At 64.7% G+C, this 1,118-nt stretch carries 1 pseudogene; it reads left to right on the top strand.

The annotated features are described in order from the left end of the window. Positions 1-1,118: pseudogene (locus A5686_RS27615) on the top strand (hypothetical protein); the annotation flags it as partial.

The following is a 1,118-nucleotide window of genomic DNA, read 5'->3' on the forward strand; positions in this document are numbered from 1 at the left end:
ACGGTGCTGCTGGGCAACTGCTCGTTGTCGACGGTCTACGCTGATTCCCAAGACGCCGCCGACCTGTTCAGCCGCGTGGAGGCGGTGCCGCACGAATACGTCTTCGGCGCACTGGATTCCAACCGAACGTGGTCGACGGCCGCGGAGTACATCAAGGCGATCGACGCCCTGCCGCTGGGTCCCAATATCGGTTCACTGCTTGGTCATTCGGACCTGCGGACCGCGGTGCTGGGACTTGATCGGGCCACCGACGCCGCGGTGCGGCCCACCGAGGCCGAGCTGGAGAAGATGGCCGAACTGCTGGACGAGGCCCTGGACGCCGGTGTCCTCGGCATGTCCGGAATGGACGCCCCCATAGACAAACTAGACGGCGAACGGTTCCGCTCCCGCGCCCTGCCGTCCACTTTCGCGACGTGGCGGGAGCGGCGCAAGCTGATCAAGGTCCTGCGCAAGCGCGGCCGAATTCTGCAAAGCGCCCCCAACGTGGCAAGGCCGTCGACCGGAATGCTCTTCTTCCTGGCCAGCAGCCGGCTACTCAACTGGGGCAAGGGCGTTCGGATGAGCATGCTGGTATCCGCCGACGCCAAGTCGATGCCGCTGTCGGTTTACGTGTTCGGCCCGGGGACTCGTCTGCTGAACAAGCTACTGGGCGCCAGCGTGCGGTTTCAGCACCTGCCGGTGCCATTCGAGTTGTACTCCGATGGAATCGATCTGGTGATCTTCGAAGAGTTCGGTTCCGGCGCGGCGGCCATGCATCTGAAAGAACAAGTGGCCGCGCGCAATGAGCTCCTGTGCGACGAGGACTACCGTCGATGGTTCCGCAAGGACTACGACAGCAAGTTTGGGCTGCGGGTCTGGCACCGCGACTTCTTCGATGCCGAAATCGTGGCGTGCCCCGACCCGTCGGTGATCGGTAAGTCGTTCGGGCAGGTAGGTATTGACCGCGGCGGCCTGCACCCCGTCGACGCGTTCCTCGACCTGGTCGTCGAGCACGGCGGCGCGCTGCGGTGGCGCACCACCATCTCCAACCACCGTCCCGAGCTGCTCAAGAAGCTGGCCCGTGAATCAGGCGTCCAAATGGGCTTCTCGGACGCGGGAGCGCACTTGCGCAACATGGC

The sequence above is a fragment of the Mycobacterium sp. E2479 genome (genome assembly GCF_001667925.1).
Classification (GTDB): Bacteria; Actinomycetota; Actinomycetes; order Mycobacteriales; family Mycobacteriaceae; genus Mycobacterium.